The 22690-nt window shown below is 58.3% G+C and carries 25 protein-coding genes and 1 tRNA gene; 20 read left to right on the top strand and 6 right to left on the bottom strand.

Annotated elements, in window-relative coordinates:
* Nucleotides 1-9 precede the first annotated feature (9 nt).
* From DXD56_RS04915 to DXD56_RS04875, 9 genes are all read left to right on the top strand, one after another.
* Complete coding sequence (locus tag DXD56_RS04915) at nucleotides 10-1119, top strand: hypothetical protein (RefSeq protein ID WP_147325178.1); 1110 nt, start codon at nucleotides 10-12, stop codon at nucleotides 1117-1119.
* A 731-nt stretch (nucleotides 1120-1850) separates the two neighbouring features.
* Nucleotides 1851-2876 carry an ABC transporter substrate-binding protein gene (locus DXD56_RS04910; protein ID WP_233503126.1) on the top strand — a complete coding sequence of 342 codons (1026 nt, stop codon included), beginning with the start codon at nucleotides 1851-1853 and terminating at the stop codon, nucleotides 2874-2876.
* 317 nt (nucleotides 2877-3193) lie between these two features.
* On the top strand, nucleotides 3194-3778 hold the full coding sequence (gene hpf / locus DXD56_RS04905; RefSeq protein ID WP_035137685.1) for a ribosome hibernation-promoting factor, HPF/YfiA family: 585 nt from the start codon (nucleotides 3194-3196) through the stop codon (nucleotides 3776-3778).
* A gap of 79 nt (nucleotides 3779-3857) precedes the next feature.
* Complete coding sequence (locus DXD56_RS04900) at nucleotides 3858-4811, top strand: DegV family protein (RefSeq protein ID WP_089572413.1); 954 nt, start codon at nucleotides 3858-3860, stop codon at nucleotides 4809-4811.
* 97 nt (nucleotides 4812-4908) lie between these two features.
* On the top strand, nucleotides 4909-5988 hold the full coding sequence (locus tag DXD56_RS04895) for an NAD(P)-dependent oxidoreductase (protein WP_117629897.1): 1080 nt from the start codon (nucleotides 4909-4911) through the stop codon (nucleotides 5986-5988).
* A gap of 5 nt (nucleotides 5989-5993) precedes the next feature.
* A complete protein-coding gene (locus DXD56_RS04890; RefSeq protein ID WP_117640374.1) occupies nucleotides 5994-6422 on the top strand; it encodes a hypothetical protein in 429 nt (142 codons plus the stop codon).
* A gap of 15 nt (nucleotides 6423-6437) precedes the next feature.
* Nucleotides 6438-7136, top strand: a complete 699-nt coding sequence (locus DXD56_RS04885) for a hypothetical protein (RefSeq protein WP_117640373.1) — start codon at nucleotides 6438-6440, stop codon at nucleotides 7134-7136.
* A gap of 6 nt (nucleotides 7137-7142) precedes the next feature.
* A complete protein-coding gene (locus tag DXD56_RS04880) occupies nucleotides 7143-8228 on the top strand; it encodes an isocitrate/isopropylmalate dehydrogenase family protein (protein WP_022094615.1) in 1086 nt (361 codons plus the stop codon).
* 126 nt (nucleotides 8229-8354) lie between these two features.
* Nucleotides 8355-9437, top strand: a complete 1083-nt coding sequence (locus DXD56_RS04875; RefSeq protein ID WP_117637058.1) for a hypothetical protein — start codon at nucleotides 8355-8357, stop codon at nucleotides 9435-9437.
* Between the two features lie 109 nt (nucleotides 9438-9546).
* Here DXD56_RS04875 and DXD56_RS04870 read toward each other — a convergent pair whose 3' ends face one another.
* Complete coding sequence (locus tag DXD56_RS04870; RefSeq protein ID WP_117640372.1) at nucleotides 9547-9786, bottom strand: helix-turn-helix transcriptional regulator; 240 nt, start codon at nucleotides 9784-9786, stop codon at nucleotides 9547-9549.
* A 9-nt stretch (nucleotides 9787-9795) separates the two neighbouring features.
* Nucleotides 9796-10434 (bottom strand): DUF2975 domain-containing protein, encoded by a 639-nt coding sequence (locus DXD56_RS04865; RefSeq protein ID WP_117640371.1) that lies wholly within the window; start codon nucleotides 10432-10434, stop codon nucleotides 9796-9798.
* 700 nt (nucleotides 10435-11134) lie between these two features.
* On the opposite strand from DXD56_RS04865, the gene DXD56_RS04860 reads away from it, so the two are divergent.
* The 8 genes from DXD56_RS04860 to nagA all read left to right on the top strand — a co-directional run bounded on the left by DXD56_RS04860 (nucleotide 11135) and on the right by nagA (nucleotide 17826).
* Nucleotides 11135-11578 carry a PTS fructose transporter subunit IIA gene (locus DXD56_RS04860; RefSeq protein WP_055285490.1) on the top strand — a complete coding sequence of 148 codons (444 nt, stop codon included), beginning with the start codon at nucleotides 11135-11137 and terminating at the stop codon, nucleotides 11576-11578.
* Nucleotides 11578-11859 (top strand): preprotein translocase subunit YajC, encoded by a 282-nt coding sequence (gene yajC / locus DXD56_RS04855; RefSeq protein ID WP_022094612.1) that lies wholly within the window; start codon nucleotides 11578-11580, stop codon nucleotides 11857-11859. Before DXD56_RS04860 ends, yajC begins: the two co-directional genes overlap by 1 nt.
* A 36-nt stretch (nucleotides 11860-11895) precedes the next feature.
* The gene (gene agaV, locus DXD56_RS04850; RefSeq protein WP_117640370.1) at nucleotides 11896-12378 is read left to right on the top strand and encodes a PTS N-acetylgalactosamine transporter subunit IIB; all 483 of its coding nucleotides are present in this window, start codon (nucleotides 11896-11898) and stop codon (nucleotides 12376-12378) included.
* 90 nt (nucleotides 12379-12468) lie between these two features.
* Nucleotides 12469-13269 carry a PTS sugar transporter subunit IIC gene (locus DXD56_RS04845; protein ID WP_035137676.1) on the top strand — a complete coding sequence of 267 codons (801 nt, stop codon included), beginning with the start codon at nucleotides 12469-12471 and terminating at the stop codon, nucleotides 13267-13269.
* On the top strand, nucleotides 13259-14341 hold the full coding sequence (locus DXD56_RS04840; protein WP_089572402.1) for a PTS system mannose/fructose/sorbose family transporter subunit IID: 1083 nt from the start codon (nucleotides 13259-13261) through the stop codon (nucleotides 14339-14341). Before DXD56_RS04845 ends, DXD56_RS04840 begins: the two co-directional genes overlap by 11 nt.
* A 184-nt stretch (nucleotides 14342-14525) precedes the next feature.
* Nucleotides 14526-15257, top strand: a complete 732-nt coding sequence (locus DXD56_RS04835) for a GntR family transcriptional regulator (RefSeq protein ID WP_117640369.1) — start codon at nucleotides 14526-14528, stop codon at nucleotides 15255-15257.
* A gap of 114 nt (nucleotides 15258-15371) precedes the next feature.
* Nucleotides 15372-16538 carry an SIS domain-containing protein gene (locus tag DXD56_RS04830; RefSeq protein WP_117640368.1) on the top strand — a complete coding sequence of 389 codons (1167 nt, stop codon included), beginning with the start codon at nucleotides 15372-15374 and terminating at the stop codon, nucleotides 16536-16538.
* A 118-nt stretch (nucleotides 16539-16656) separates the two neighbouring features.
* Nucleotides 16657-17826 carry an N-acetylglucosamine-6-phosphate deacetylase gene (gene nagA, locus DXD56_RS04825; RefSeq protein ID WP_117635803.1) on the top strand — a complete coding sequence of 390 codons (1170 nt, stop codon included), beginning with the start codon at nucleotides 16657-16659 and terminating at the stop codon, nucleotides 17824-17826.
* Between the two features lie 75 nt (nucleotides 17827-17901).
* Here nagA and DXD56_RS04820 read toward each other — a convergent pair whose 3' ends face one another.
* The gene (locus DXD56_RS04820) at nucleotides 17902-18486 is read right to left on the bottom strand and encodes a flavodoxin domain-containing protein (protein ID WP_233524935.1); all 585 of its coding nucleotides are present in this window, start codon (nucleotides 18484-18486) and stop codon (nucleotides 17902-17904) included.
* 156 nt (nucleotides 18487-18642) lie between these two features.
* Between DXD56_RS04820 and DXD56_RS04815 the strand changes: the two genes are divergently transcribed.
* The 3 genes from DXD56_RS04815 (at nucleotide 18643) to DXD56_RS04800 (ending at nucleotide 21190) form a co-directional block, all read left to right on the top strand.
* Nucleotides 18643-19524, top strand: coding sequence for an aldose 1-epimerase family protein (locus tag DXD56_RS04815; RefSeq protein ID WP_117640366.1), 882 nt, complete (start codon nucleotides 18643-18645; stop codon nucleotides 19522-19524).
* 59 nt (nucleotides 19525-19583) lie between these two features.
* Nucleotides 19584-20519 carry a hexose kinase gene (locus tag DXD56_RS04810; RefSeq protein ID WP_117640365.1) on the top strand — a complete coding sequence of 312 codons (936 nt, stop codon included), beginning with the start codon at nucleotides 19584-19586 and terminating at the stop codon, nucleotides 20517-20519.
* A 197-nt stretch (nucleotides 20520-20716) separates the two neighbouring features.
* The gene (locus DXD56_RS04800) at nucleotides 20717-21190 is read left to right on the top strand and encodes a YhcH/YjgK/YiaL family protein (RefSeq protein WP_117637052.1); all 474 of its coding nucleotides are present in this window, start codon (nucleotides 20717-20719) and stop codon (nucleotides 21188-21190) included.
* A gap of 135 nt (nucleotides 21191-21325) precedes the next feature.
* On the opposite strand, the gene DXD56_RS04795 is transcribed toward DXD56_RS04800, so the two are convergent.
* From DXD56_RS04795 to DXD56_RS04785, 3 genes are all read right to left on the bottom strand, one after another.
* Nucleotides 21326-21691, bottom strand: coding sequence for a hypothetical protein (locus DXD56_RS04795; protein ID WP_117564756.1), 366 nt, complete (start codon nucleotides 21689-21691; stop codon nucleotides 21326-21328).
* A gap of 14 nt (nucleotides 21692-21705) precedes the next feature.
* Complete coding sequence (locus DXD56_RS04790) at nucleotides 21706-22215, bottom strand: hypothetical protein (RefSeq protein ID WP_117640364.1); 510 nt, start codon at nucleotides 22213-22215, stop codon at nucleotides 21706-21708.
* A 257-nt stretch (nucleotides 22216-22472) separates the two neighbouring features.
* Nucleotides 22473-22548, bottom strand: a tRNA-Thr gene (locus tag DXD56_RS04785).
* Nucleotides 22549-22690: the final 142 nt, after the last annotated feature.

The raw sequence follows: 22690 nt of genomic DNA, 5'->3' as shown, positions 1-22690 counted from the left end.
GGTGGTTTTGTGGCAGTGAAGATTGAGCGGCGCAACGAGCCGACAGGCGAACAGCTAGCGGCTTCCGTAATCCTAACAGGCGCTTCAGCGCTGCGCATGATGCGCGCCGAGCGCCGGCAGATGGGCTATATCAGCTGGAAGGACCTTAATCTCGATGAAGAGCGCCGTGTGCTGCGCACGTCGTCGCCCTCGACCGAGGATATCTATCTTCCTGACTTGGTGCGAATTGGAGCCAAAAGTGGCGAGGTGCAAGAAGATCTGTGCTTGCTGGTGGGATCTGCGGCGCAGCGCCGCCGCATGCCTGGCGTAGGCTGGTCCGTGTGTTCCAGGTTGCCCGCAGGCTCGATTCTAGAGGTGGAACCGGGGGTGTACAGCCTATCTCCCGAGGCCCTTTGTGTTGCCGTTGCGCGCGAGGTCGGCTGCATCCAGGCGTTTGCCCTGGCCCAGGAGCTGTGCTCCAAGATTTCACTGAGCGATCGCGGGAAGTATCTGCCTCCCTACACCTCGCCTGTTACGAATAAACTTGCAAAGGACAAGGACCAGCCAGCAGACGTGGGCTACTTTGAAGTCGAGCCGGTGCTGATGCCCGATCGTCTGGCAGATTATCTCGCGGTATACAAGGGGAACACGGCCAAACAACTGCAGCGTCTGTGTCCCTATCTTTCGGAAAACCTGCGCTCACCCATGGAGTGCATCATGCTCGCTTTGTTTTCGCTTCCGTTTTCCTATGGCGGTTTTGCCTGCGGTCCCTTTAAGACCGACTACAAGATCGAGTTCGATGACCGCGCGCAGGCAATCTCGGGGATGCCTCATGCAGTTTGCGATGCGTATCAAGAGGCAGCCCGGTTTGACCTGGAATACAACGGTGAGCTGGGCCATTCGTCTCGCGGTGGGCGCATTCACGACGAAAAGCGTAATACGGGCTTTATAGCTATGGGGATCGAGGTCGCAACGGTCAATAACGAGATGCTCTGCGACATGGAGGCGATGGAGGCACTCGCATGGCGCATATACCAACGCATGGGCAAGCGGTACCAAAACCGCGTGGAGGCTCGTCGGAAGAAGCAAGACGCGCTGCTGAATACGCTCCGAGCATGTTTTGGGCTTAAGCCAGCATAGATGTTGGTTTTGAGAGGGGGTCTGTTTATAGGTGCTGTGCAAAAAGTGGCAAAAATGAGTACTGATACAAAATTAGTAACAGCAAAATCTGATATTTGCGGATCGAGAAACGGTAAAAATCGCGAAGATAATAAACAAATGTGGGAAATCAAGGCGCTAAGCAGGGCTAAATGAGCTCGAAACCGGCTCACGAGGTGGAAAATCGCTGCTACTAAATTGGTAACAGTACTCATATTTGCCGTTTTTTGCACACGGCCCCTAAAACGGGCGTCTCGAGGCTCCCCATAGGGGGCGACGAGCTCAATCTGGCCACGTGCAGCCCGTCCTGACCTGCGAAATCTGTACTCGCGATGCGAATGACGCCCCTAACCTTAAACTTTAGCTTGAACTTAGCTATAATGCGCTACGTTCCTACCAGGCTGTGGTTGCGGACGGACGAAATGCCCGTCCTAGTCCAAGACAGACGCGGTCAAAGGGATCCACGTAAGCGACCGCGTGCGCGCGGCGCGATCATGGCGCGTCCTAGATGTAAGCCGCACCGTCCGTTCTACTTTCTTTGGGGCAATACCGCCTCGCGGGCGAGCGGGCCAGTCGTGAGGGTGGCTGCGGCCTCCCGAGCAAACACCCCGGTGCGCAAGTGTGGGGTCAAATACCAGGTCAGCTGGTGGGAACAACCCGATATTCCGCGCAACGCACGGATCGTATACGACACAGAAGGCAGGGTAGTGGACATGGTGAGGGGCAGCTTGATGCACGCGGCTCGGTTAGGTGCTGGGACCGCAGCGGTCATTGCCGTTTTGGGCCTGAGCGGATGCGCGTTCAACCCGCTGTCTACGTTCACGACTCCCACGATCGACCAGATCGAGTACGAGACCGTCACGCCGGCGGTGTCGGACGATGCCCTGGTCACTCCCGGAACCCTGACGGTCGCCCTCGATACTTCCGATGCGCCGCAGGCAATGCAGGGCGCCGACGGCGAGCTTACGGGGTATGCAGTCGATGCTGCCCGCGCCCTCGCAAGCCGCATGGGCCTTAAGGTCGCCTTTGTCGATGCGTCCTCGGCAGGTTCCGCGCTCGGCGACAAAAAGGCTGATATCTTTATCGGCGAGATCAACTCCACGGACGGGGACGTTAGCTCGCTCGGCACCTGCCTGTACGATGCCGCTTCCGTGTTCGGTAAAACCAGCGATGGTGGGTCGCTAAGCGTTTCCACCGATACCCTTAACACGTCTACTCTGGGTGTCCAGATGTCCTCGGCCTCGCAGGAGGCGCTTGCTAAGCAGAGCATCACCGCCAACCAAAAGACCTACTCCAACATCAACGAGTGCTTTGAGGCGCTCGAGTCTGGCGAGGTCGACTATGTGATCTGCGACTCCACAGCCGGCGGCTATCTTGCACGCCTGATGAGCGAGGTCTCCTATGTCGGTGCGCTCGAGGCGCCCTCGACGCTTGGTGTTGCGGGCCTCTCGTCCAATGACGAACTGTGCCGTGCCGTGAGTGATGCCCTCGACGACATCACGGTCGACGGCACGCTCGAGGCGGTTCACTGCGTCTGGTACGGCCAGATTCCCTACGACCTCACCACTAAGACGGTTTCGGGCGCTAACGTGCAGCCGGGCGACTCTGAGTCCAGTGAGACCACGTCCTCCGGCAGCGAGTCCTCCGATTCCAACAATGAGACCGCATCCTCCGAGGACAAATCGTCCAGCCAGGAAGGCACCATCACTGACGACGACATTAACAAACTTAATAGCTAGTTATTGCTAGGGGTGGTGTCTCCTATACGTTGGAAAGGACACCTCTTCACGGTTTCAACACGCACTGCCGGGTTTCCCCAATAGGGGAGCCCGGCTTTTTTATCCCTATAAAACCAGCAGGTCAAAGCCAATTTTCGGGACCAAATAAAAAGTCGCCGACGCCCTCCCATAGCGCACTTTGCCACAGAAAAGTGCGAGACTTCGGTATGCGGTATTAAGCAATCGTTATTCGGGTCTTTAGGAATCCGCGTGATTAAATGCACGGCAATGGGTACATAGCCAGTACAGTAAGTCCCCGAGGCAGATTGGAGCCACGTATGGATATCAAGGTTTCTGGACGCAAGACGACGGTAACCGATGCTCTGCGTGCGCATGTGGATGAGAAGATCGGCGAGGCGCTCAAGGTTTTCGATATCGAGCCCATGACAGTCGACGTCGTGCTTCGTTATGAGAAGAACCCCTCGAACCCCAACCCGGCAATCGTCGAGGTCACGGTTCGTGCCCGCGGCTCTGTGATTCGCGTTGCCGAGCACGGCGCAGATATGTATGCCGCCATCGACCTCTCCGCCGATAAGGTTACCCGCCAGCTGCGCAAGTTCAAGACTAAGGTCGTGGACAACCGCCAGGGTGGTGCCAGCGCCGCGGATGTCGCACCGGTCGAGCGCGTCGAGGATCTGGCCGACCTGCTGCTGCCCGAGGAGGAAGACGACCTGCTCGTCCGCGAGAAGGTTATCGACGTCACTCCGATGACTGAGGAGCAGGCGCTGGTGCAGACCGATCTGCTCGGTCACGACTTCTACGTGTTCGAGAACGCGACGACCGGCCTTATCAATGTGGTGTATCACCGTAAGAATGGTGGATATGGCATCATCAAGCCCCGCATCGAAACACTTGACGAGTAAAATACGTTAACTTGCATGAGTTAACGGCTGGCGGCCATCCCATGCGGGTGGCCGCCTTTTTACGTAAGGAGTCGCTTTGATGGACAAGGCCGCATCCGCCGGTCATTCGGACCGTTGCCGCATCGTCGTCGATACCTGCTGCGACTTTAGCCCCGAGGTCGCCGCGAACCTCGATGTCGATATCCTGGGTTTCCCCTTCATTATCGATGGCGAAGAGCGCACGGACGACATCTGGTCGAGCATCACACCCAAGGAGTTCTACGACCGTATGCGCGCCGGTGCCCGCGTGTCCACCTCGGCTGTGTCGCTCGGTCGCTATATCGAGTTCTTTACCGAGTGCGCCAAAGAGGGTACGCCTACGGTCTACCTGTGCTTTACCTCGGCGCTGTCGTCGAGCTACAACTCCGCGTGCCAGGCGGCGGACGCCGTGCGCGCCGAGTATCCCAACTTTGAGCTGTACGTGGTCGACAACGCTCTGCCCTGTGCGACCGGCGAGCTCTTGGCGCTTGAGGCCGTGCGCCAGCGTTCGGCGGGACTGACCGCCAAGCAGCTGGTCGACTGGGCAAACGAGGCCAAGACCTATGTCCACGGTTACTTTACGCTCGAGAGCTTTGACGCGCTGGCTGCCGGCGGCCGCATTCCGCCCGCGGCGGCACAGCTCACGGCAAAGCTCGACGTCAAACCCGAGCTGTCCTACGACCTGGCCGGCTCGCTGTCGCTGATCGGCGTCAACCGCGGTCGCAAGAAGGCGCTCAAGTCCATCCTCAAGTCGTTCCGCGAGAACTATGTGCCCGATCGCACCATGCCCATCGCCATTATGACGGCCGATGCCGAGAAGGACGGCGACTGGCTCGAAGCCGCCATCCGCAAGGAGGAGGGTTGCGCCGACGTCACGATCATTCGCAGCTCCGTCGGTCCTACCATCGGCTCGCACGTGGGCCCCGGCATGGTGGCCTGCGCGTTTTGGGGTAAGAACCGCGCCGACAAGGCGTCGCTTTCCGACCGCATCGCCCGCCGCGTGCGCGGCCAGTAGGCAAGCGCTGCGTCCGTAATCGCCCTCGACTCACAGCCCAACGCTGGCACCGAGTATTCAACCTGGTAATAACACCCAACCCAAAAGGAAAGGTTTCATGGCAAACAAGCTCTCCGTCGCATTCATCGGCACCGGAATCATGGGTGCCCCCATTGCCGGCCACATCCTGGATGCCGGCTATCCCGTCACGGTCAACAACCGCACTAAGTCCAAGGCCGCCGCGCTTATCGAGCGCGGTGCCGTTTGGGCCGATACGCCGGCAGATGCCGTGGCGAACGCCGACGTCGTCTTTACCATGGTGGGTTATCCCTCCGAGGTCGAGGAGCTCTACCTGGCGGGCGACGGCCTGCTCGCGTGCACTAAGCCCGGCGCGGTCCTGATCGACCTCACCACAAGCTCGCCCGAGCTGGCGCGCGACATTGCCGAGGCCGCCCAGGTTTCCGGCCGCATGGCGTTTGACTGCCCCGTCACCGGCGGCGAGTCTGGTGCTATCGCCGGCACGCTCACGGCTATCGTGGGCGCCACCGAGAACGATATCGCCCCAGTCCGCGACATCCTTGCCACCTTTGCGGCCAACATCTGCTGCTTCGACGGCGCTGGCAAGGGCCAGGCTGCCAAGCTCGCCAACCAGGTGTCGCTGGGCGCCTGCATGGTCGGCATGGCAGACGCCATGGCATTTGCCGAGCTGAGCGGCCTTGACCTGGAGAAGACCCGCCAGATGATCTTGGGCGGTACCGGCAAGTCCGGCGCCATGGAGAGCCTGGCTCCCAAGGCGCTCGACGGCGACTACAAGCCCGGTTTTATGGTCGAGCACTTCATTAAGGACCTGCGCCTGGCCCTTGCTTACGCCGACGACCGCGAGCTCGCGCTGCCCGGCGCCGACGTGGCCTTTACGCTCTACGACATGCTCGACGCTATCGGTGGCGCCAAGCTGGGCACCCAGGCCATCACGGTCCTCTACAAGGAGGAGGCCGACGCCATCGCCGCCGGTCTGGACTGGTCGCAGTATCGCCCCGAGGAGCACGGTGCCCACGAGGACGGCTGCGGTTGCGGCGAGCACGGCGACGAGCATGAGTGCGGTTGCGGCCACCATCACGGCGAGGACCACGAGTGCTGCGGCGGCCACGGTCATGACGACGGCCACGAGTGCTGCTGTGGCCACCATCACGGGGAGTAGCGCCCATGAGCTGGACGTTCGTGGTGCTTGCGCTGGCGCTCTTTCTCTTTGCGATCTACATCGGCTTTCTGTGCGGCCAGTGGGCGTGCGAAAAGCGCGTCATCACCAAGCGCGACTACTGGATTGCCAACTTTGCGGGAGCGGCGGCAGTCGTCCTGCTGACCTGGGTGTTCTCGCTGTTCCCGCTGGTGCAGTTTGCGCCGATCGGCTGGCTCGGCGGCTTTATCGCCGGTCTTAAGATGAGCTTTGGCGAGTCCGTTGGCCCGTGGCGCAAGCACGACGAGGTCTTTAATGTCAACAAGGCCCATCGCGCCGCCGCCGATGCGGGCGACGCCGAGGAGCGCCGCCGCGCGCGTCACAATGGTGCGGCAGACCGACAGCTCATCTCGGTCACCGATGACAGCAAGGGTGTTGGCAAGCACGCTAAGAAATAGTAAGAAGAGGTAACTATGGCAGAAAACAAAGACGAACAGCTCACCGACGAGGAGCTGGCACGGCTTCAGCTGGCAGAGGAGAACGAGAACGCCGTCGACCGCCTGGTCCAGGAGCTCGGCTGCCCCACACGCCGCATCCGCCAGTTTGCCGCCCGCGTGCTGCATCTGCTGGCCGAGCGCGACCCGCAACGCGTCGTGCCCTGCGTGCCCGCGCTGATCGAGGCACTCGACCGCCCCGAGGCTCAGACCCGCTGGGAGGCTCTCGATGCCCTGGCGGCGCTCGCCACCACCTGCCCCGAGCAGATGGGCGATGCCTTTGAGGGCGCCGAGACCGCGCTGTTCGACGAGATTTCCTCCACGCTGCGCTATGCCGCCTTCCGCCTGCTGTGCGTGTGGGGCGCCACGAGCGTTGAGCGTTCGCGCGAGGCTTGGCCCATCCTGGACGAGGCCATTCAGTGCTACCACGGCGACCTTGAGTATCGCGACATGCTCGGTTGCCTGTACGAGTTTGGCCAGGGCGAGATCGACGCCGAGGTCGCAGAGAAGCTTGCGCTGCGTCTTAAGTTCGATGCCGAGAACGGCAAGGGCAGCTATCTCAAGGCTCGCTCGAGCGAGATTTGCGAAATGCTTGTTAAACGTTTTGGCCTGGATCTCTCCAAAAAGAAGAAGCGTGCTAGCGTTAAAAAATCTGACGACGCCGAAGACGAGGAGTAACAGATTATGGCGCACGATGTAGTCCTGATTCCCGGTGACGGTATCGGTCCCGAGATTACGCAGGCCATGCGCCGCGTGGTCGAGGCCACCGGTGTCCAGATCAACTGGAACGTCCAGGAGGCCGGCGCCGGCGTCATGGACGAGTTTGGCACGCCGCTGCCCCAGCACGTGCTCGATGCGGTTGCCGAGACTAAGGTTGCCATCAAGGGCCCCATCACCACACCGGTCGGTACGGGCTTCCGCAGCGTCAACGTGGCCCTGCGCAAGCACTTCGACCTGTACGCTTGCGTGCGCCCTTGCCTGTCGCAGCCGGGCGACGGCTCGCGCTTCCGTGACGTCGATCTGGTCATCGTGCGCGAGAACACCGAGGACCTCTACGCCGGTATCGAGTTCGATGAGGGCGCTGCCGAGGTCGAGGAACTCTCGCAGCTCGTCGAGCGCTCGGGCCAAAAGACCTTCGCCGCTGATTCCGCCATCTCGATCAAGCCCATCTCCATCGCCAAGAGCCGCCGCATTGTGGAGTACGCCTTTGAGTACGCCCGCCGCTGCGGCCGCAAAAAGGTGACGGCTGTGCACAAGGCCAACATCATGAAGGCGACCGACGGCCTGTTCCTGCGCGTTGCGCGCGAGGTGGCCGCCAACTATCCCGATATCGAGTTCAACGACAAGATTGTCGACGCCACCTGCATGGGCCTGGTCCAGAACCCCAACGACTTCGATGTCCTGGTGCTACCCAACCTGTACGGCGACATTGTGAGCGACCTGTGCGCCGGCCTGGTGGGCGGCTTAGGGATGGCCCCCGGCTCCAACATCGGTGCCGACTGCGCCATCTTCGAGGCGACGCACGGCTCCGCGCCCGATATCGCTGGCCAGGATATCGCTAACCCCACGGCCGAGATTCTGTCTGCGGCTATGATGCTCGATCACCTGGGCGAGAACGACGCGGCCAATCGTATTCGCGCCGCCGTTTCTGCCACGCTCGACGAGGGTGAGCAGGTCACCGGCGACGTTCGTCGTGCCCAGACCGGCTCCGTTGAGGGCGCTGTGGGCACGCAGGCCTTTGCCGATGCCGTTATCGCGCACCTGGCCTAAGGCATGCAGACTGCAAACGCCTAAATAGTACTTAAGTGTTTGCGTATAACCTGAGAATCAATACGCCCGGCGCTCTGTCGGGCGTATTCTATTGCGGACTATGTTTCCTAACAAGGAGTAACTGATATGGGTCTGATTCAAAAGAAGGACGAGAAGGACGAGATCGACGGCATCCAGATCATCGAGCGCGGCGAAGGCCCCGATGGTGACGAGGACGAGAAGATCGACCTGGTTGCCGGTACGTCTGCCGAGCACATTGCTGCTGGCACGACGGCCGAGGAAGAGGACGCCCGTCTGGAGGCTCAGATCGCCGCAGATGCCGCTGACGAGAACCTCATGCCCGAGGAGCAAGACGAGGACGACTCCGACGCGGACGACCATGCATCCAAGCACAAGAAGACGATGATTGCCGCCTTTGTGGTTGCAGTCGTGATCGCTGCGGTGGTCGGCTTCTTTATGGGCAATGGCGGCTTTGGCGGCAAGGGCGTCGGTTCGTCGACCCTGACCGAGGACCAGCTCGATTCGACCGTGGCAAGCTATAGTTATAGCGGCAAGAAGAGCGACATCACCGCGCGCGAGGCCATCGAGAGCCAGTACAGCCTCGATACCGTCAAGGATAGTAACGGCAACTACACCGCCCCCTCTGCCGACGTCATCCTGTCTTACGTGCGCAACAAGATTCTGCTCGATGCTGCCGAGGACGAGGGCATTACCGTCTCCTCTAAGGAGATGAAGAAGTACGCCGAGGATTCTATCGGCACCTCGGACTACGACACCATGGCCAAGCAGTATGGCGTGTCCAAGGACCAGGCCAAGCAGATCGTCCGCCAGTCCGCGACGCTGCAGAAGCTCTACAAGAAGAAGGTGGGCGATGCTTCCGCGAGCATGCCGACCGCTCCGACCGAGCCTTCTGACGGCAACGAGGACACCGCGAGCAAGGATTACGCCGATTACATCATCAACCTTGCCGGTGACGAGTGGGATAGCTCGAAGGGCACCTGGAAGGACGAGAACAGCACCTACGCTAAGGCCTTCGCTAACGATGCCTTTACCGCCGATAGTGCCACCTATAAGCAGGCCATGACCGCCTATTACACCGCCTATCAGCAGTACTCCTCGCAGGCCTCGAGCGCCAGCTCCAAGTGGACCGAGTATGCCAACGGCCTGTACGCCAAGGCCAACATCAGCATCTACGGCCTGTTTGCTTAAAGGTTGCCCGAGCTTTCGAGCACGAAGTCGAAATATCTGATTGAGCCCGCCAGAACGTCGTTCTGGCGGGCTTTTTGCGTTGAGGGCGTGATTGGCGGCTTAATTATGGCTATTCATCTTTAAGTCCAAAGAGGTTATCGGCTTCATCGTCAGGTATGTATTCCAGAACATCGCCCGGTTGGCAGTCGAGTGCCCGGCATATCGCGTCAAGAGTTGAAAAGCGCACGGCAGAAACCTTGCCCGTCTTGATACGCGACATATTGACCTGGGAGATACCCACGCGTTCAGCAAGCTCTTTGGATGAAATCTTGCGTTCGGCAAGCATGCGGTCGAGCCGCAGAATAATCATGGATTCCCCCTAGAGCAACTCGTCATCTTGTTTTTGCAGGATACACCCGTACTGGAAGATGCTAGCAATCAGGCTAATAATTAGGCCTGCAAAGAGCATAGAGAGGTCGAGATGCTGCCCGCCAAGTGCATCCGTAAAGATGCCGCCAAATCCTGAGAGTATCAGCCCTGTGACTATGGCACCAAAAAGTTTCACGGCAGCGCCGCCGATAAGGAACAAATGTCCTATTTGACGTAGTATGCGAATGCATTCGAGGTCAAAGGGCCTGCCCGCCTTTTCAATGGCGGAGAAAAACCTGTATGCGCTTAGCGCGATGGCAAGCGCGAGGCATGCCATCATGCCGCTCCCTATGGCAGTATGACCGTCGTGCGCGACAAGCATAAGAGGAGTCTGTTCATTGGTGCCGACGAGAGCGAGAATTGGCCCTTCGCTAGCCTCAAGCTCTACGGATTGGAGACAGAACCCTTGGGAGAGGCTAGGCAATATGACTAGATCTTCGATTGCAATGACTGCGAGGAGTGCCAGAGCGAGCGCCACGATGGTGCAGATTGTGCCCCATTTGCAGTAGCGAGTGAGCTTCCTCAGTTTGGCTATTGCCTGTTCACGGTCGATGGCTTCATTCGATTTGGATACGTTCCAGCGGATCATAGCTCCTCCAACCAATGTCTTGGATGATACTTGTATCTTATAACATACTTAACGACAAACGATAAACAATTACATAATAGAGTAAGTAATATTTGTACGACGAATAGCGAGAGCTTATGGCACATTCAGGGAGTGGGAGTTTGGCGCGCGGGGGATGGACGAGTATCGAAATATCCTGCAACCGCGCAAGTGCTTCATCGGGCATCCTCAATTCATCCGGGAAAACGGCCGTAAACGATTGCAAATAACCGGTGAACGGTCAAAAACTACCGTTCACCGATAATATCGAAACTGGTTCTAACTGGTATTAAGTCAAAAAGACCAATTCACAAATCTTCACAATGACCTGCATTTTTTCTTCACGCCATTTTTAGCCACCCTGCGTTGTTTAGACACGAAAAAAGTTCCGATCTTTGGCCAAGGCATTTCAAAACGATTACAAAACCGCAGGTAGAAGTGTTAACGAGCGGTAAACGGTCGATTTTTCGCCGTGAACGGCGCAAAAACGTTTTACTGTGTGAATCAGCGAAAGCGACCTCTTCTGTGGTGATATAGTGGCAACAACACGTCACGTGGTTACTACCAGTTGAGAGACCACTGGTCTTAAAGAACGCTTTCCAAGAAGCTTTAAGGGCACCTGCCCGCTGGCTTCCGAAAACATCGGACTCGTATCGTACACACCTTCGGAAGGGAAATTTGAATGGTTGGCTTTATTCTTACCGGTCATGGACAGTTCGCACCTGGCCTCGCAAGCGCTATCGCTATGGTTGCCGGCGACCAGCCCGCTTTTACTGTCGTTCCTTTTGAGGGCGACCAGGCTGCATCCTACGGTGAGGATCTCCGCGCCGCTATTACCGCCATGCGCGAGGAGTGCGATGGCGTGCTCGTCTTTACCGACCTGCTTGGTGGCACCCCGTTCAACCAGTCGATGATGATTGCCCAGGATGTCGACAACGTCGAGATTCTGACTGGCACGAACCTTCCCATGGTTATTGAGCTTCTGTTCCTCCGCGGCAACGCCACGCTCGCCGAGCTTGGCGAGCAGGCCGTGACCGTTGGCCAGACGGGCATCACCGCCCAGACGGTCGCTTCCGTCGCTGGTGCCGAGGAAGAGGATATCTTCGGCGACGAGGACGGCATCTAATGGCCGATTTCGGAGCCAACGTCCTGAGCTCTTCGGTCGCTCTTTTGGGCCTGCTTGTCATCATGGGCTTGATTTACACCATCTGGTCGCAAATCAACATGAAGAAGAAGCAGAAGTACTTCAAGGAGCTGCACACCGAGCTCAAGCCGGGTCAGGAGGTTCTTTTCGCCGGCGGTATCTACGGAACCGTCAAAGGCATCGAAGGCGAAAAGGTCCAGATCAAAGTCCGATCCGGAGCCGTCGTAGATGTTTCGCGTTACGCGATTCAGGAGATCAAGTAACTGTCGTCAGCAAATAACGAAAGGAAGCTGATCAACATGGCAGAACCCAACATTCTTCTTACCCGCATCGATAACCGACTGGTCCATGGTCAGGTCGCTACCCAGTGGAACTCCACCCTGGGCTCCAACCTCATCCTCGTCGCCAACGACGACGTGTCGACCAACACCATGCGTCAGAACCTCATGAAGATGGCCGCTCCCACCGGCGTCGCTACGCGTTTCTTCTCCCTGCAGAAGACCATCGACGTCATCGGCAAGGCGAGCCCGCGCCAGAAGATCTTCATCGTGGCCGAAACACCGGAAGACGTGCTTACGCTCGTCAAGGGCGGTGTGCCTATAAAGAAGGTAAACATCGGCAACATGCACATGTCGGAAGGAAAGCGCCAAGTCGCCACCTCCGTCGCAGTTAACGACGAGGATGTCGCTGCGTTTAAAGAGCTGCAGGAATTGGGGGTGGAGTTGGAGATCAGGCGCGTTCCGAGCACGCCTGTTGAGGACACGAGCAAGCTCTTCTCGTAATCCTCGTGATCCACGTTGTCAGGAGTGAAACCCTGACATTCTGTACGTGAAATCCAAAGTGCGTACATACATTTTGAAAGGAGGAGCAAGATGGAATACACGATCTTCCAGGTCGCTCTGGTCTTCATCGTCACGTTCGTCGCGGCAATCGACCAGTTTAACTTCCTCGAGTCTCTCTATCAGCCCATCGTCACCGGCGCCGTCATCGGTCTTATCCTTGGCGACCTCAACACCGGTCTTCTCGTGGGTGGTACTTATCAGCTCATGACGATCGGCAACATGCCGATCGGAGGTGCTCAGCCGCCTAACGCTGTTATCGGCGGCATCATGGCAGCCATTCTCGCTATCGCTACGGGCCTTGAGCCCAACGCGGCAGTCGGTCTTGCCATTCCGTTCGCTCTGCTTGGTCAGCTCGGCGTTACCCTGGTCTTCACGCTTATGTCGCCGCTCATGTCCTCCGCGGACAACATGGCTCACAACGCTGACACCAAGGGTATCGAGCGTCTGAACTACTTCGCCATGGCTCTGCTCGGCCTGATCTTCGCTGTCGTCGTCACCCTGTTCTTCATCGCTGGCGCTACCATCGGTCAGACCATCGCTTCCGCCATCCCGACTTGGCTGCAGACCGGTCTCTCCGCTGCAGGCGGCATGATGCGCTTCGTCGGCTTCGCCGTCCTGCTCAAGGTTATGATGAACCGCGATATGTGGGGCTTCTTCCTCATGGGCTTTGGCCTCGCGCTCATCACCGTTGCCAACGATTCTCTGGCAACCCCTGCTCTGCTCATCCTCGCTCTCATCGGCTTCGGCATCGCTTTCTGGGACTTCCAGCAGCAGACCGAGCTGAAGGGTGCAGCTGTTTCTGACGGAGGTGACTTCGAAGATGGCATCTAATGAGTATGTGATCCCGGAGCACTACGAGGATCTTACTCCTGCTCCGCAGCTCGACCAGAAGACCCTCAACAAGATGGCTTGGCGCTCCTGCTTCCTGCAGGCATCGTTCAACTACGAGCGCATGCAGGCCGCTGGCTGGCTCTACTCCATCATCCCCGGTCTGGAGAAGATCCACACCAACAAGAACGACCTCGCGGCTTCCATGAGCCACAACCTGGAGTTCTTCAACACCCACCCGTTCCTCGTCACCTTTGTTATGGGTATCGTGCTTTCGCTCGAGCAGAACAAGGTTGACATCCCCACGATCCGCGCCGTCCGCGTCGCCGCAATGGGCCCGCTCGGTGGTATCGGTGACGCCCTGTTCTGGCTGACGCTCGTGCCTATCACGGCCGGCATCACCTCCAACATGGCCATCAACGGCAACGCCGCTGCGCCGATCATCTTCCTGGTGATCTTCAACGTCGTCCAGTTCGCTCTGCGCTTCTGGCTCATGAATTGGTCCTACAAGCTTGGCACCAGCGCTATTGACGCTCTGACCGCCAACATGCAGGCCTTCACGCGTGCCGCTTCCATCATGGGCGTCTTCGTCGTCGGTTGCCTGGTCGTCACCATGGGTGGCACCCAGATCAACCTCCAGATCCCCAACGGCACCACCCGTGGCCTTGCCCCTACTACCGTGATCGTCTCCGAGAAGGAGGCCGAGAACTTCACCGGTATGGAGGGCATCGATACCGAGACCGCTGAGGCCGGTACCATCGCCATGACCGATGAGGACGGCAACGCCCTCACCGCCGTCGATGCCGACGGCAACGAGGTCAAGTGCGGCGTCGCCGATCTGGGCAACGGCATGGAGTCCGTGACCTACGCTACCGTCACCGAGGATCCGGTCAACTTCTCTGTTGCCGACACCCTCAACACCATCGTCCCGAAGCTCGTCCCGCTTATGCTTACGCTGCTGCTTTACTACATGTTCGCTAAGCACAGCTGGACCCCGACCAAGGGCATTCTGCTGCTCTTCGTCCTGGGCATCCTGGGCGCTGGCCCGCTTGGTCTCTGGCCGAGCATCTGGTAAGGCTCTAGCTTGAGGGGTGTGTCCCTACGCGGCTCACACCCCGACCCCTTAAGCCATGTGTATGTTAAAAGCCGCGTGCTCGAAAGAGCGCGCGGCTTTTGTTTTCTTGATGAGTCGGGTGTGGCAGACAGATAATGCTAAACACCCAAGGTAGTAGCCTAGTTTGAGCAAAAGGGAGGATAGGATGGCGATCGGAGCGCGCAAGCAACCGCTGTACGATCAGCTGGTCGATATTCTGACCGAAAAGATTGACCGTGAATATCGCGCCGGTGACATGATTCCTTCCGAGCGCGAACTTTCGGAGCGCTATGGTCTCTCGCGCACTACGGTACGCCTGGCTCTGCAGGAACTGGAGCGTTTAGGACTGGTGGTTCGGCAGCACGGTCGCGGTACCTTTGTGACCGACCGTTCGGCAAAGGCAACCAATCTTATGCAGTCCTACAGCTTTACCGAGCAGATGCGCGCGATGGGTCGCGACCCCGAGACCACGATTCTCGATTTTTGCGAGATGGAGGCCGATAAGAATCTGGCCGAGCATATGGGATTACGTATCGGTGATCGCATTTTTAAGCTCAAGCGCCTTCGTTCTGCCGACAACATGCCCATGATGGTCGAACGCAGCTATCTACCGGTTCGTCAATTTCTGTCCCTAAAGCGACCGCTGCTGGAGCGCAAGCCGCTTTACGATGTGATTGAGCAAGACTTTCAGCAAAAGATACGCGTGGCTGAAGAGGAGTTCTATGCGAGCATAGCCCGTCCCACCGACGCCCACCTTTTGGGAATTGTCGAGGGCTCGCCTGTGCTCGATTTGGTCAGGACTACGTATAACGAGTCAAACGAGGTTGTGGAGTATACACTCTCGGTTGCTCGTGCCGATCAGTTTAAATACAAGGTTTACCACCAGCGTAGCAACTAGTGTCCGCATCGTTTCCATATGGTGATTCTTTGCATTTAACTGGTTACTACCAGATAACCAACCGAAGTGTATAATTGCACGTCAGAGGATTACTTCTAGAGAGAGGTATTAGAAATGTTCGAGAAGAGTGTCGAGGAGCTCACCGAGCTCGGCGCCCAGATCACCACGGCCGAGATTGCTCAGCAGCCCGAGCTTTGGCGTGATACGCTCAACATCTATCGCGAGAACAAGGAGGCCATCGAGGCCTTCCTGGCCGAGGCTCGCGCTATGGGCGAGGGCCGTCTGTCCGTTGTCTTCACCGGTGCCGGTACGTCCGACTATGTTGGCGATACCTGCGCCCCGTATCTGCGTCACGCCGGCAACACTGATCTCTACGACTTTAAGCCCATCGCCACGACCGACATCGTGAGCGCCCCGCGCGACTTCCTGCGCGCTGAGGATCCCACGCTCGTGGTTTCCTTTGCCCGCTCTGGCAACAGCCCCGAGAGCCTTGCCGCCGTTGCCGTTGCCAAGGAGCTCGTCCACAACGTCAAGTTCCTCAACATCACCTGCGCGCCCGAGGGCAAGCTCGCCGTCGAGTCTGCCGATGATCCCAATGCGCTGACGCTGCTCATTCCGCGCGCCAACGACAAGGGCTTCGCCATGACCGGCTCCTACACCTGCATGACCCTGCTCTCTACCCTCATCTTTGACGAGGCTTCCGACGAGCAGAAGGCCGAGTGGGTCGAGACCATCGCCAAGATGGGCGAGGAGGTCATCGCTCGCGAGTCCGAGGTTGCCGACTACCTCGCTGGCGACTTCAACCGCGTGACGTACTTGGGTTCCGGCTCCTTCGGTGGCCTTGCCCAGGAGAGCCAGCTCAAGATCCTCGAGCTTGCTCACGGTCTGGTCGCTACTTCCTACGACACCTCCATGGGCTATCGTCACGGACCCAAGTCCTTCGTCGACGACAAGACCCTCGTGTTCGTGTTCGTCAACAACGACGCCTACACCCGTCAGTACGACATCGACATCCTCAACGAGATCGGTGGCGACAAGATCGCTCAGCACACCGTTGCCGTTCAGCAGGATGGCGCTACCGTCTACGAGGGCGAGTCCTTCACCTTTAAGGGCTACGAGGCGCTTCCCGAGGGCTACCTTGCTCTGCCGTTCGTGATGTTTGCTCAGGCTATCAGCCTGCTCAACTCCGTGCGCGTGGGCAACACGCCCGACACGCCGAGCCCCACCGGTACGGTCAACCGCGTGGTTAAGGGCGTGACGATTCACCCCTTCACCGCTTAATCGCGTCCCCCTGTAAGGGCGCCCGTCCGCTCATAACGGCGGGCGGGCGCTTTTTGTTATTACGTGGGCTGGGTATAAGCATCACCACAGTCAACTGCTTTAGAAGCAAGGAGTGCATATGAGCACGTACGCAATTAAGGCTGACAAGTTCTTCTTGCCGGCAGGCCCGCAACTGGGCGGCTATCTTATGGTCGAGGATGGCGTCTTTGGCGCCTGGCAGGCCGACGAGCCCTCTTGCGAGATCAAGGACTACACGGGATCGTGGATCGCACCGGGTATGGTCGATACCCACATCCATGGCTTCTACAACCACTCAACTACCGATAACGACCCCGAGGGTATCGATATCAGCTCGACTGAGCTCGCCCGTCGCGGTACCACCAGCTGGCTACCCACGACGTTCACCGATGGCGTCGAGCAGATCAAGGACGCCTGCGCCGCCATCGCTCAGGCGGACGAGGGTCGCGGCCCCGACTTCTGCGGTGCTCGCATTCAGGGCATCTACCTGGAGGGCCCCTTCTTTACCATGAAGCACGTGGGCGCGCAGAACCCCGCTTATCTTATCGATCCCTCCGAGGAGGTCTTCGACCAGTGGCAGGAGGCTGCTGGCGGACGTATCGTCAAGAGCGCTATGGCCGCTGAGCGCGATGGCGCTGCCACCTATGCTGCCGCCCTCAACGCGAAGGGCGTCGTGACCAGCATCGGTCACTCCGACGCCACCTACGATGAGTGCATCGCCGCCATCAACGCCGGTGCCAGCTGCTTTACGCATACCTATAACGGCCAGCGCGGGCTGCATCACCGTGAGCCCGGTGTCGTGGGTGCAGCCATGTCCACGCCCGAGACCTACGCCGAGATCATCTGTGACGGCAAGCACGTAAACCCTGCCGCCATCAAGGCACTGCTGCAGGCAAAGGGCTGGCAGCACACGGTGCTCATCACCGACTGCCTGGGTTGCGGCGGCATGCCCGAGGGCAGCTACACCAGTGGTGGCATGGACGTCATCATGAAGGACAACCTGTGCTGGCTCGCTGACGGCAAGAGCATTGCCGGCTCGGTGCTCACGCTTGCCCAGGGCGTCAAGAACATCGTCGACTGGGGCATCGCCAGCGCCGATATCGCCATTCGCATGGCAACCGAGGTGCCGGCTCGCTCTGCACACATCGAGGATAAGTGCGGCAGCATCATGCCGGGTCGCGACGCCGACTTTGTCGTGTTCGACCATGAGCTCACCCTCGTCGAGACGTATGTCGGCGGCCAGAGCGTCGGCAACGCCTTTACCGAGTAACGATAGAAAAAGACGGCGGGCCCGAATCTGCTCGGACCCGCCGTATGGGTTAAACGCTCAAAAGCACCTTCACAGTTACAGCTTGTTAGCAATCTTCTTTGCCGTGCGCTTAACGCCGGCCACAAGACCTCCCGCAGGATGCTCCTTCTCGTAGGCTAGGCGCTTCTCGCGCTTGGCGTACTCCTCGACGATGATGTCGCCATACTCGTCTTCGATCTTGTCGAAGAAGTCGACGGCGCCCTTAATTTCCTCAGCGGTCGGGTGTCCCTTTTGGACACCGCCGGCGAGCTTGAACGGTCCCCACGTATCAAAGCCGGGGCAGCCGTAGACACCCATAAAGATGGCCTGCCTCATGCGGCAGATGCCATCGATATCCTTGCCGTACCACTTGTTTTTGCCACCGTAGGTCATAAGGCCAAACACTTTGTCCTGCGGCTGCAGCACGTTTGTGAGCACGCGTGCCATGTCCTTGTCGATCTCGGAGTAATAGATGCCCGTGGCGACACCGATCAGATGATATTCGTGCAGGTTGGGATACTCGTTTTTGCCGAGCGCCTCGACGTCGAGGGTATCGATCTCGGGGTGTGCCTCGACGATGGCGTCCACGAGCTTTTTCGTATTGCCGTGATGGCGCGAGGCGTAGAGGATGATGGTTCGCATAAGAAGGCCTTTCAGCTGTAATTGCATCAATGTCTGTATGGTACCCCGTTGCATGGCTGGGATACCGGACGCATCGATGAACGTGCGGGTTTGTCCTTTGGTCAGGGCCGAGACGGGTTATTGCGAGCAAAATGCAGTTGTCCGAAAGGATGGGTAATGGAATACGCTCTTTCCAACGATTCGATTTCTATTAAGGTTTCCACGGCTGGCGGCTCGTTTACCTCGATTGAGGCCGGAGGTCGAGAGTACTTGTGGCAGGGTGATCCTGCAGTGTGGTCCGGCCAGGCGCCGGTCTGCTTTCCGATTTGCGGAGGCCTGCGCGATGGTAGCGCCATGACGTTTGCCGGGCATCATGTAAAGCTCGCTCGCCACGGGTTTGCGCGCAAACAGGAGTGGAAGCTGCTGAGCCAGAGCGAGAACGAGCTGGCGATGTGCCTGGCTTCGGAGGATAACGCCGCGCTGCTGAGCGATTATCCCTACCCGTTTAAGCTCGTCGCCCGCTATACGCTCGAGCGCGCTGCCGTGCGCGTTTCCTATGAGGTGACCAACGAGGGCACCGAGGACATGCCGTTCTTTATCGGTGGACACCCCGGCTTTAGGTGCCCGCTCGACGACGGCGAGGCCTATACGGACTACGAGCTGCGCTTTGAGAAAGATGAGGCTGCGGAGCTTTGCACCGCCGTACCCTCGACCGGATTGATTGATGTAGCTAACCGTTCAAAGAACCCCATGGTGGGAAAGACGCTGCCCCTATCGCACGAGCTCTTCGATTTTGCGGAGACCATCTTTGACGTGCTCGAGAGCCGTCAGGTCACGCTTTCCAAAAAGGGCGAGGACAAGGGCGTCCGCCTGAGCTTTGAGGGTTTCCCGTATCTCATTGTGTGGAGTAAGCCCGAGGGCGATTTTGTGGCAGTTGAGCCCTGGGGTGGCCTCTCGACCTGTTCCGATGAGGATGACGTGCTTGAGCACAAGCGCGGCTGCCTTATCGCCAAGCCTAAGGAGACCGTCGTTCGCTCGTTCACGATTGAAATTCTGTAATTCCGTTTTGTCGACTCGTATCGCGAGGCACTAGGAGCCTGCGAGATAAGGAGCTAAAAATGATCCTCACCGTTACGATGAACCCGTCTGTCGATACGCGCTATCAGCTCGATGAGCTCGTTATCGACGACGTCAACCGTGTGACGCCCGAAAAGACCGCCGGCGGCAAGGGCCTCAACGTGGCCCGTGTGCTGGGTCAGCTGGGCGACGACGTCGTGGCAACCGGTCTGCTCGGCGGCCACATGGGCGCTTACATGGCTGAGCTCATGGACGCCAACGGTATTAACAACGACTTTGTGCCCATCAAGGGCGAGACCCGCATCTGCCTCAATATCCTTCATGCCGGCAACCAGACCGAGCTGCTCGAGAGCGGCCCGACAATTGCCCCCGAGGAGCTCGATGCCTTTACCGCCAAGTTTACCGAGCTTGCGAGCAAGGCCGACGTCGTCACCATCTCGGGTTCGCTGCCCCGCGGTGTCGAGGCAGACTACTATGCCAAGATCACGGGCATTGCCGAGAACGCCGGTGCCAAGGCGTTGCTCGATACCTCGGGCGCTTCGCTCGAGGCCGCCCTTAAGTCCGAAATTAAGCCCGAGCTGGTCAAGCCTAACCTGACCGAGATCAACGGCCTTTTGGGTACGAGCTTTACCACCGACGATGTGGACGAGCTCCGCGCCGCGCTCGCCTCTGATGCCCGCTTCTCCGATATCCCCTGGGTCGTCGTGTCCATGGGCGCTGCCGGCTCCGTTGGCTTCCACAATGGCCGTGCGTTCCGCGCAAAGACGCCCGATATCCCTGCCGTTAACGCTACGGGCTCTGGTGACTCCACTATCGCTGGCTTCGCGCATGCCATTGCTGCTGGCGCGGACGACGAGACGGTGCTGCGTACCGCCAACACCTGCGGCAAGCTCAATGCCATGGATCCCATGACCGGCCATCTGGTCATGGACCGTTGGGACGAGGTCTACAACGGCGTTGTCGTGACCGAGCTGTAAAAGCCTGGGCGTCGGCCCCGGCATTGCTTGCTAGCTCATGCCGACGACAAGTGCGGTAGCATTATGCTGGGGCGCGACGCCGAGTTTGTCGTGTTCAATCCCGACCTTACCCTGGTCGAGGCGTATGTGGGTGGCAACAGCGTCGGTAACGCGTTTGCCGAGTAGCCGCCAAAGAAGCGATCCGAGAGGGGATTTAGATGATTTACGGTGCATTGGGCGATATCGAGGAGTACCGCGGAATTCTCAAGGGCCTCGACGTGCTGATCGACTGGCTCGAGGAGAACGACCCGGCAGAGCTCGAGGTCGGCAGCCATCCGATTCTGGGCGACAAGGTCTATGCGAACGTCATGGCTCCCACGACGCGTCCCGAGGCCGAGGCTCACTATGAGACGCATCAGCGCTATCACGACCTGCAGATCGACGTCGAGGGTCGCGAGGCCTTTAAGGTCGCCACGGGCAGCCTGACGCTGGTTCAGGAGTTTGACGAGAAGGACGACTACGATCTGGTCGATTCCGACGCTTCGATCGCCGGCGATCTTGCCGACGACAAGTTTGCGCTGTTCGTTGCCGGCGAGCCTCACATGCCCACGCTCGAGTTCCCGGGCGATGGCGCACAACCGATCAAGAAGATCTGCTTTAAGCTGCTTGCCGACGCCTACTGGGAGGAGTAGCGAGCTGCTCGGCTGAGTTGTTCGTCTGATGGCGTGATTCCCCTAGGGAAATCACGCTAGGACCCCGCCAAACGGGTTTTCCCTAGGGAAATCACGTTTGGCGGGGTTTTCTGTTTTTGAATAGGGAAGCCTCATTTATTTGCGAAGAACATCGGCTAGCCGCAGGATTGAAATCATCGACCGATAAGTGAGTTCCACTTTTTCGCCCGCAAGCAGTCGTTTCGAGCCAATCTCATCTAGCCCCACAAGCCGAGAAAACAGCGGGCCGCTCATCGTGCCATCGTCAATTGATTCCCTTATGGTCTTCAAAACGTCCGTATCATGAAGCGATGCCGAGCTGTAGGGGGCAACACGAGCGGAACTCTCAATTAACGACGAGACAAAAGGATGGAGATGCTTTGGACATAGTCCATCAAACACCACATCCCCATTGTCGTTCGAGCCGACCAGGCGCCAAGTATAATGATCGACCCAGTCATCCCCGTCATATATGGCGTCCATGAGCAACTTCCCGTCTAGAGAGAGAAACCTATTTGGACATCGGGGCGCAAGACCGCAATCCATATCGGACCTGCAGCAGCTCCAACCCAACGCACCACATAGGTTCCCTTTCGTACATGTGTATCAATCTGCTCTGAAATGCCGGTGAATGCAATTCCAGACCCGTTTGTCGGATAGCAATCGACGTATTTTTGTTTTCCGCTCACAACCTTGTATAGATATATCGTTCCAGCAAAAGAGAAGGGATCGTTCGCAATTTTGTCCGGAAGAACTTGCCACCTCAAAATCCCGCTACCAATATGGTCAAGCTTGACCGTTCCGCCGTCCCCCTCAAAAGTGGCAAGGGGATTTACCCCAGACTGGGAGTCGGCATCGCCCTCCTTAGCAGTTATCAGCAGGTTGCCCGTATAAGACTGCTGAGGCTCACCTTCAGGACAGGCAGCCTTGGCCCAAGAAGGGCCACTCAGGCAGAACAGTCCGAGCAGCATCAATACCAACAAAAGAAAACCCTTAGTTCTTTTCATCTATATCCCCAATGTCTCTCGACATTTGTATATTGTGACCATTTTAGATCTATATGGCCAATTCGAGCCCTCATCATGGCAATTGTTGCAGCTGGGTTTCTTTTCATTAAGATTTCACTTTGGTAAATCCCCGCCCCTAAGCATTAAACCCGAAGTCCACCGAGTGGGCCGCTGTTGACGTGGCGATGCTTGGATTGGCACACACGCACTCAAAATCGAAAACAAAAAAGCCGCCCGAAGGCGGCTATCTTGTGCAATGGAGCCAGCGACCGGGCTCGAACCGGTGACCCCCGCTTTACGAGAGCGGTGCTCTACCAACTGAGCTACGCTGGCGGCCATGTGGTGACGCAACTGAGGCGTCAACGGCTGTCTATGATACGGGACATCGCTCATCCGCGCAAGTGTTCTGACGGCTTTTCTCACTTTAAATGCACTCCTTGATTATCGACTTTATCCGAACACCTCCCACATTCAT

The organism is Collinsella sp. TM06-3 (assembly GCF_003436395.1).
Classification (GTDB): Bacteria; Actinomycetota; Coriobacteriia; order Coriobacteriales; family Coriobacteriaceae; genus Collinsella.
This window is presented reverse-complemented; position numbering and strand designations above follow the sequence as displayed.

Excerpts from the sequence above, each read along its gene's own strand:
- DXD56_RS04800 (WP_117637052.1), top strand. The coding sequence starts at position 20,717 with ATGATTTACGGTGCATTGGGCGATATCGAGGAGTACCGCGGAATTCTC.
- DXD56_RS04810 (WP_117640365.1), top strand. The coding sequence starts at position 19,584 with ATGATCCTCACCGTTACGATGAACCCGTCTGTCGATACGCGCTATCAG.
- DXD56_RS04910 (WP_233503126.1), top strand. The coding sequence starts at position 1,851 with ATGGTGAGGGGCAGCTTGATGCACGCGGCTCGGTTAGGTGCTGGGACC.
- yajC (WP_022094612.1), top strand. The coding sequence starts at position 11,578 with ATGGCCGATTTCGGAGCCAACGTCCTGAGCTCTTCGGTCGCTCTTTTG.
- DXD56_RS04890 (WP_117640374.1), top strand. The coding sequence starts at position 5,994 with ATGAGCTGGACGTTCGTGGTGCTTGCGCTGGCGCTCTTTCTCTTTGCG.
- DXD56_RS04840 (WP_089572402.1), top strand. The coding sequence starts at position 13,259 with ATGGCATCTAATGAGTATGTGATCCCGGAGCACTACGAGGATCTTACT.
- DXD56_RS04835 (WP_117640369.1), top strand. The coding sequence starts at position 14,526 with ATGGCGATCGGAGCGCGCAAGCAACCGCTGTACGATCAGCTGGTCGAT.
- DXD56_RS04865 (WP_117640371.1), bottom strand. The coding sequence starts at position 10,434 with ATGATCCGCTGGAACGTATCCAAATCGAATGAAGCCATCGACCGTGAA.
- DXD56_RS04795 (WP_117564756.1), bottom strand. The coding sequence starts at position 21,691 with ATGGACGCCATATATGACGGGGATGACTGGGTCGATCATTATACTTGG.
- DXD56_RS04880 (WP_022094615.1), top strand. The coding sequence starts at position 7,143 with ATGGCGCACGATGTAGTCCTGATTCCCGGTGACGGTATCGGTCCCGAG.
- DXD56_RS04820 (WP_233524935.1), bottom strand. The coding sequence starts at position 18,486 with ATGCGAACCATCATCCTCTACGCCTCGCGCCATCACGGCAATACGAAA.
- DXD56_RS04815 (WP_117640366.1), top strand. The coding sequence starts at position 18,643 with ATGGAATACGCTCTTTCCAACGATTCGATTTCTATTAAGGTTTCCACG.
- nagA (WP_117635803.1), top strand. The coding sequence starts at position 16,657 with ATGAGCACGTACGCAATTAAGGCTGACAAGTTCTTCTTGCCGGCAGGC.
- DXD56_RS04830 (WP_117640368.1), top strand. The coding sequence starts at position 15,372 with ATGTTCGAGAAGAGTGTCGAGGAGCTCACCGAGCTCGGCGCCCAGATC.
- agaV (WP_117640370.1), top strand. The coding sequence starts at position 11,896 with ATGGCAGAACCCAACATTCTTCTTACCCGCATCGATAACCGACTGGTC.
- DXD56_RS04790 (WP_117640364.1), bottom strand. The coding sequence starts at position 22,215 with ATGAAAAGAACTAAGGGTTTTCTTTTGTTGGTATTGATGCTGCTCGGA.
- DXD56_RS04885 (WP_117640373.1), top strand. The coding sequence starts at position 6,438 with ATGGCAGAAAACAAAGACGAACAGCTCACCGACGAGGAGCTGGCACGG.
- DXD56_RS04845 (WP_035137676.1), top strand. The coding sequence starts at position 12,469 with ATGGAATACACGATCTTCCAGGTCGCTCTGGTCTTCATCGTCACGTTC.
- DXD56_RS04870 (WP_117640372.1), bottom strand. The coding sequence starts at position 9,786 with ATGATTATTCTGCGGCTCGACCGCATGCTTGCCGAACGCAAGATTTCA.
- DXD56_RS04860 (WP_055285490.1), top strand. The coding sequence starts at position 11,135 with ATGGTTGGCTTTATTCTTACCGGTCATGGACAGTTCGCACCTGGCCTC.
- DXD56_RS04895 (WP_117629897.1), top strand. The coding sequence starts at position 4,909 with ATGGCAAACAAGCTCTCCGTCGCATTCATCGGCACCGGAATCATGGGT.
- DXD56_RS04900 (WP_089572413.1), top strand. The coding sequence starts at position 3,858 with ATGGACAAGGCCGCATCCGCCGGTCATTCGGACCGTTGCCGCATCGTC.
- hpf (WP_035137685.1), top strand. The coding sequence starts at position 3,194 with ATGGATATCAAGGTTTCTGGACGCAAGACGACGGTAACCGATGCTCTG.
- DXD56_RS04875 (WP_117637058.1), top strand. The coding sequence starts at position 8,355 with ATGGGTCTGATTCAAAAGAAGGACGAGAAGGACGAGATCGACGGCATC.